Consider the following 7,652-nt stretch of genomic DNA (forward strand, 5'->3'; position numbering starts at 1 on the left):
TTTTTCAGAGTTTCCCTTACAGTTACCAGGTGCGTGCAATTGATGTCATAGGCAACACATCCGAATTCTCGGCCGCGCTCACCGTGCGTACACAGAGTGAAGGCGGAGGCGATGCAAAACCGACGACACCTGTATTGAGCCTCGCAGACGTCACCCAGAGCAGTGTGTCGCTAACGTGGACACCGTCTACCAGCGATAGCCAAATCGTCAGGTATCAAATTGGCCGCAATGGTTGGCCTTTTCAAACGATCGCAAGCGTAACGACCGCGTATACCGATAGCGACGTCACTGCCGATACTCAGTATGAATACTACGTCGTTGCACAAGATACCGAACTTCAGTGGTCAGAGGTCAGTAATGTATTAAAGGTCAAGACTGCTGGCGAAACACCTGCTCCCGGTAACCCGTCACTGCCTCTCGACTTCAAATCCACCGAACAGACCACAACGTCGGTAACGCTCGACTGGAGCAAGGCGAAAGTTGCTCACGTCCAATATGACCTCTTCAGGGATAATGTTTTTTTACAGCGCGTTGGAAGCGCACCCTTTACTGACACAAGTGTCTTGCACAGCCGTCTTTATGGTTATCAGATCCAGGCGATTGACAGCGTGGGAAACAGCTCTGAGCGCTCTGAAACGCTCTTGGTCACTACAAAGTCCGAGCCCTCTGACGATCGCCCTACGCCACCAGGCAACTTACGCCAGACCGCTGCAACAATGACCAGTGTTTCATTAGAGTGGGACGCGTCTTTCAGTGCACTGGGTGTCGCGTCCTACCGCCTCATAACCTTTGGCGGGGAGACAGTGAGTCTCGACGCCACAACACTCAAGTACACTGTGGAAGGACTAACAGCGGCTAAAACGTATCAGTGTCTTGCCGGCGCGCTCGATACAGAGAAAAACCTGTCTGGCCCAAGCAATGTTGTACAAGCTTCGACCAGCGCAGCGATTCCTGAGTGGAAAACAGCTCAATCCTATTTGGAGGGGGATAAAGTGACGTATGGCGGCGACACCTATATCTGTCTCAATCCTCACACCTCACAAATAGACTGGAAGCCAGGTAGTGCACCAACGTTGTGGGCGCTTTGGGTGGAGCAAGCAGGCGGCAAACTTTATCCCGGTTTGCCGAAAAAATGGCAGTAATCCTCGTGACGTCAGGTACCTGCTGCCATAGCCGATGAGACGGGCTTGAAAATATAGCGACGAAATGACTTATCCACACAGCCTTCAAAGCGTTCATGTGGGTGAGTCGTTGCGCTGACGCAGGAATGTACTGGATAACAATCACTTATCCAGATCACCTTGCAAACATTGCACCTGTACATTTTTTGCTCAAAACCTTGTAGCCCACAGTTTCACTGGGTTACAGAGGAGCGCGAACACCTTACCCACAGAAGCGCCAACAGACTTTGGGTACAACTTCGTCCGAATCACCCGGCCTGCTGTGGACAATGTATAAAATGGCTGAAAAACCACCCGAATGGACCAACGCTGCACGCAAAACCCTGCTTTGATCATTTTTCATACAAAACCTCCAAAGCCTTTATTTACAAGGCTTGCAGGTAATCACAAACAACTTGTCCACAAGCACGCGCACAGAGATTGTGGGCAAACCCAGTGGCTGGCAGATGGCAGTGCGCATTTATCCACAAAAAAATGCAATGAAAATAAAGAGTTAGATTGATCGTTTTTTGAACACCACTCCGAAAGCCACGTTCTAAAAGCCCTTCAGACGTTCACGAACACATTATCCACAGGCGCACGCACAGGGATTGTGTGTAAGTCGTCCTGCAAAGCCGTTTATGCACAGACCTGTCAGGTTTGATAGGTACCTCAGCGCTTGCTCCGCGTATAGGATTTATTCAATGCATTGCCAACTCACTGTGAATGGACTCGGGTGTGCCGTGAAAAAATATCAAAGGATTGTAATGTCGGTGGCATTTGCCAGCGGCCTTCTGTTGGCCTGGCTGGTCACTGCGGCCCCTGGCGTGAGCCCTTCTGAATCATCTCCATCGGCCTCGACTGTTCCCGTCCGGGCAGTCGGTGAAGAAGTGAACGCGGGCACTTTCGAGCAGCCACGGCTGGCAGGAGAACCAGCTTTCAAAGGCGCGGTATTCCTCGACCTGACCGAGCAAGGCAACGTGTTCTATACCGCTGTGTTCGACAGCCAGCCTGATCAGGCTGATCCGGCTTTTCCCGATACGCCACGTTCAACCGAATTCTGGACCTACGCCGGCCAGCATTCAGGTCTGGGGCCGGACCTCAAGTCGTTCGATGAGCCTACCCGTGTGAGTGCCCTGCACATGGGCCTGATTGATAACAAAAAGGCTTTGTTAAGCTCGAAAGTGGACGGCACGCCAAGCGCCGAAACACCCTATCCCACCACAGCACAGAGCAATGATTTCTGGGACTTCCTAGGCTTTTTTGATAAATCCGGAACACCTGAAGCCATGAAAACCGATCAGGATCTGGTATGGCCTGGCGTCTTCGTATATTTCGAGCACACCAAAACCGTTTATCTGGCACAGCACACCGGACGCCCAAGTGTTGATGCTTGGCCTGCACCCGGCACAGAGCAAGGCGCTGGGTACTGGAAGTTTGCGGGAACCCTGTCAGGCATAGGGGTCACCCTCCCCAAACCCTGGACCGACATGAGCACGTCGAAGGGCTCTTATTATCGCAACCCGCTGAGCCCGCTACGCAGTCACTACTACGCATCCACATTTATCGGGTTTGCGCCCCTTCTGAATGCAGAGTTCCCCAATGACGCGCAGAGCAATCACAACTGGGACTATCACGGCGCACATGAAGGCTCATATACAGATCCGAAAGCCTTCGGAGAAAACACGGCGCTCGACAAACTGCATCGCGCCAAACTGCAGGGCAAGTGGGTTTCATTCGCGGCGCACTTCGCGGGGGCAGTTGAACAGCCTTACCCAACCTGGCCTGCCAATACCACTTATTGGGGAGTGCGCAGCATCACCCAGAACGCCGGAACCTGGTGGGACCCCAGAACTGATCTGGACACCGAGACCTGGGTCGGCGCTATCCATTCAGCGCCGCAGAGCCAGGGGAAAGCGCTGTATCGTGCGCTGACATCCTGGACCGCGCCGGCAACCGGTTGGGATTACAGCCAGACCGACGAGTTCCATTCGTTGGGGACTTCTCTCCATGCAGGAACAGTGGCCGACCCCAAGACCCAACAGGAATTTACCTGGCCCGGCGCGGTGCATAAAACGCTGATCGACGGCACTCCCGTTTATTTCGTATCGCTGGCAGAGGGCTTTCCCTCCGAGCAGGACTGGCCGCTGCCAACCACACCAGAAAGCAATGAACACTGGTCATATATTCCGGTGATACAACCGTTAGGCACTTTCGAAGCGCCGAGGCAGTTCGCTGACTACAGCCAGGCAGGTTCGGTCTACGTGGATGGCACTGTTCCAGGCGCGCGCACGTTCTATGTTTCCAATTACGAAGGCTACCCCGCCAACGATCTCGACAGCTTCTCGACTGTAGGCATCGCCGATCCTTACTGGGTCTATGCAGGCAGGCACGCAGGCACATGGAGTGACTTCAAGCCCTTCGATGACTTCACCCGGATCGGCGCACTGCATGAGGCCTCGATCAAGGGTCAGCGTGTAGTACTGCGCTCACTGTTCGACGGCATGCCCTCCGCAACGACGCCCTACCCGAATGATCTCGCCAGTAACACACACTGGGAGTTCGTCACGGTGTTCAAACATGCCGGCACGGCAGACGACCTCAAAGACCGTGATGACACCACATGGCCTGGCGCACTGCACCTGGATGAAGATCAGCACATCATTTTTGCGGCCAGGCAGCAGGCTCAACCGGATGCAGGGGGGTGGATTTATCCGGTGGGCGAAACAAGCGATGATCAGTGGAGCTACGTGACCTCACTCAACGGCGGCACAGCCGAAACGCCGCGCGAACGTAACGACATCAACACGCCCGGCGCAATCTTTGCCGACCAGCTTGGCCTGACGCGTCAAAAACTTTTCCGCTCCAGATTTTCCGGATTTGCTCAGGATGTAGGTGCTGTATATCCCTCAGGCGACGAATCCAACGCGTTCTATGAGTACGCCGGAGAACATGCCGGCACCTTCTCGGACCCAAAACCCTTTACCGATCCTACCTGGCCAGATGCGATACACGTAGCAACCATCGATGGTCAACGGGTGTTTCTCAAATCGAAAATCAGCGGAAAGCCCACTTCGCAAACACCTTACCCGCAACAGCCCGCAAGTACAGACTTCTGGGAGTTCATGTTTACCTCCGATCAGGCTGGCACTTACGCCGACCCCAAATCAATGAGCGGCCAGACCTGGGTTGGCGCTGTTCACGAGTACAGCTCATCAGGCCGGCGCCAGTTTTACATAGCTCAGCAGTCCGGAAACCCGACCGCCGACCATTGGCCTCTCCCGACTGCGGGCGATACAGAGTATTGGAAAGTGATGGGCGTGGTCCGGCACAAAGGCACGTTCGCCGATCCGAAAGACTTCGACGAAATGACCAGCCAGGGGCTGATTCACGCCACTACCGTTGAAGGTCAACACGTCTATTACCGCTCTCTCGCACAGGGCATTCCTCAAGCCAATGACTGGAGTTATCCCGTACCTGGAACCGACAACGAGCACTGGCAGTATTTGGGCACAAACGTTCCCGAGGGTACCTGGGCCGATCCGAAAGGCTCCTCAGGATTTACCTCGCCCGGCAGCATCCACGCGATGCAAGCCAGAGACCGTACTCTGTATCTGCTCTCCAAAGTCGATGGACTGCTTGCCGAGCACGACTGGCCGATTCCTCTGAACGGAGAAAATGATTACTGGACAGTAGTCGGAGAATCCAGGCATTCGGGCGATATCATCAATCCCAAGGATCAGCAGGAAGTGACCTGGACGGGAGCGATTCATATGCGCCAGGTCGAAAACACCAGGCATTATTACCGCTCGAAGATTGCAGGCAATCTAGCTGTCATCGGCATCGATCACCCGCTTCCGCTGCAAGCAGCCGGCAACGCCTGGTGGGAGTTCGTGGGCCAAGCCTCTCATCAAGGCACATTGACTGATCCAGTGCAGGCCGGGGAGATGATCAGGCCAGGCGAGACTGTCCGGGTCATCCACACCACGGACGAGTATTACCAGGCCCGTTTTGCCGGTGTTTTCAGTACCGGGCATCCGCTGCCTGACTCACAGCAAAGCAATGAAGACTGGTTTTATGTGGGTAAAAGTGCGCTTGCAGGCACCTTGCAATCACCCAAGGACGCTTACGAAATCACTTGGCCTGGCGCGATTCACCGCTTTGAAGTTGATGGAAAGGTTTACTTCGCAAGGTCCCTCATCGATGGCGTTCCCGGTCAGGGAGGATGGCACTATCCGACACCGCCTGACAGCAACCAGCAATGGTCTTACCTGGACATGGGTATTCACGCGGGCAGTTGGCTCGATCCGAAACCTGAATCCGATGCAACCTGGCCAGGCGCGCTACACGTGGTGAAAATCCCCACCGGTATTGGCGAAAGTTTTACCCGATGGTTCTTCAGATCGAAAATCTGGGGGCATGTGGCGGATGATCCAGAGGGCTATGGGAACGAAAACAACTTTGATCATGTTGGCTTTTCGATTTACCAAGGCACGCTGAACAGTCCCAAATATTTCGACCAGCCAACCTGGGCGGGTGCCATCCATCTGGACCGGGAAACGCGATTTATGTTTGAAGCCAAAAAATCCGGCGAAATGAACGTTGATGTAGGCGAACGGCCAAAGACCCCCACTGATAACGACTCCTGGCACTTTCTGGGCGTCAGCAGGCACTCCGGAACCGAAAACGATCCCAAGGAGTGGGATGAATACACGTGGCCCGGACGTCTGCATCGCTATGAGTATGATGGCAAAACACTCTACTTCCGTGCACAGATGACAGGGACACCTTCAACACATAACTGGTACTACCCCACAGATGAAAGCAGCACCGAACAGTGGGCCTATTACGGCACGACGTCGCATGCAGGCACTTTTGCCGACCCTCATGTACCTGACGAAGTTACGTGGAGGGGAGCGATTCATCGCGTAGAAAAAGACGGCATACGGCTCTATTTCAAAGCCAGACGCGCTGGAATACCCAACCAGCAGAACTGGGCCTATCCCCCAGACGACAGTAGCACTGAACATTTCCTCTACGTAGCGACCGCAAGACACGACGGCACTATCAGCGATCCCAAGAATGAGAACGAGCCCGTCATACCAGGCGACTATGTAAAAACCACGTACGAGGATGGTGATCATTATTTCATCGCGAAAAACAGCGGTGTTCCTTCATTGAATGACTGGCCAACCCCCGCCGATCAACAGGACAACGAAAACTGGGTTTTCTATGGCATCTCCAGGCACGCCGGCACCGTCGATAACCCTAAAGAGTGGAACGAAGTCAGCTGGCGCGGCGCCGTTCATGTGCGCAATGTCAGCGGAATGCGCTTGTTGTTTAGCGTGAACTCCGACAAGGAGGGTATACCTGAGCAGGACAAATGGAGCCAGCCTCCGAACGCGCCACTTGATGCGGACGAAGAGAAGAAGCCTCCGGCTCTCGTCGAAAAGTCGCCAGCCTGGAAGTTTCTTCAGGTCACGCACCTCACTGGAACACGCGATCAGCCCAAAAGCCTGGCTGACTGGACGCAGAATGGCCTTGTCCATCAGACAACCATCGACTATCAAAGCATGTTGTTCAGGTCGAAGTTCACAGGCAAGAACGACTACCCCAAGGAGCAGCCCGCTAAAGGCGACCCTGTTGCCGACAAGAGCTCTACATGGTGGGAGTTCTTCCGCAAGGGACGAGGTACGTTCGAAGTGCCCAATACCTGGAACGACTACGCCTACCCGGATGATATCTACAGCTACGACTACCACGGCGAACGGTTGTTGTTCCGTGCAGAAAAAGAGGGTCGTCCGTCCGAAGCGGGCCGGTACTTTCCAACCTCGGAATACAGCACGTCAGACTGGACATATCTCTACAAAAATGAAGGTAACTACGCCGATCCCAAAACATGGAACGAATTTACGCGTGTGGGGGAAATTCATCGTTACGATGAAAATGGCCAAACACGGTTCTTCAAGGCTTTGAAGGAAGGCAGCCCGGCCAGACACAACTGGTATTACCCTGCGGGTGCTGCAGACAACAGTTACTGGACCTATGCTGGCAAGCATGCAGGAACATGGCAGGATCCGAAGGAATGGGGCGAACCTACGTACCCCGGCGCCATTCACTCGCTGAATAACATTACTTTTTACCGCTCGAAATTTTCCGGTAACGCAGCCGCGCATTACTGGTATTACCCGACCTCAGAAACAGAAGACGCCCACTGGATCAGGGTCAACAAGGATGCGTATGCAGCGCCGGGCATCAATGACTTCACCAAGACCTTCGATCAGTACACGTGGGTCACTGCGCACAATGCTTATCTGGACGCCATTACTCCACAACTGGAACGCGGTATCAGGGGGTTCATGCTGGATATCCACATGGATGTGGGCGATGACAACGGGCAAAAACGGGTTCGGGTATGCCATCTGCCGGCGATCGGTGCATGCTGGAGGGACGCGCCCTTGTTAAGCGACGTGCTGAGAGGGTGTAGACAAA

The 7,652-nt window shown here is 54.2% G+C and carries 2 protein-coding genes; both read left to right on the plus strand.

Annotated features, from left to right (window positions below; translation table 11 throughout):
• The coding region (locus ALO64_RS22570) for a fibronectin type III domain-containing protein (protein ID WP_328586230.1) at positions 1-1,142 on the plus strand (1,142 nt) is incomplete at its 5' end.
• A gap of 785 nt (positions 1,143-1,927) precedes the next feature.
• Positions 1,928-7,652 (plus strand): PI-PLC domain-containing protein (locus ALO64_RS22575; protein WP_235805026.1); only part of this gene is annotated, 5,725 nt, incomplete at its 3' end.

Origin of the sequence: Pseudomonas meliae (genome assembly GCF_001400515.1) — a bacterium.
GTDB lineage: Bacteria > Pseudomonadota > Gammaproteobacteria > Pseudomonadales > Pseudomonadaceae > Aquipseudomonas > Aquipseudomonas amygdali.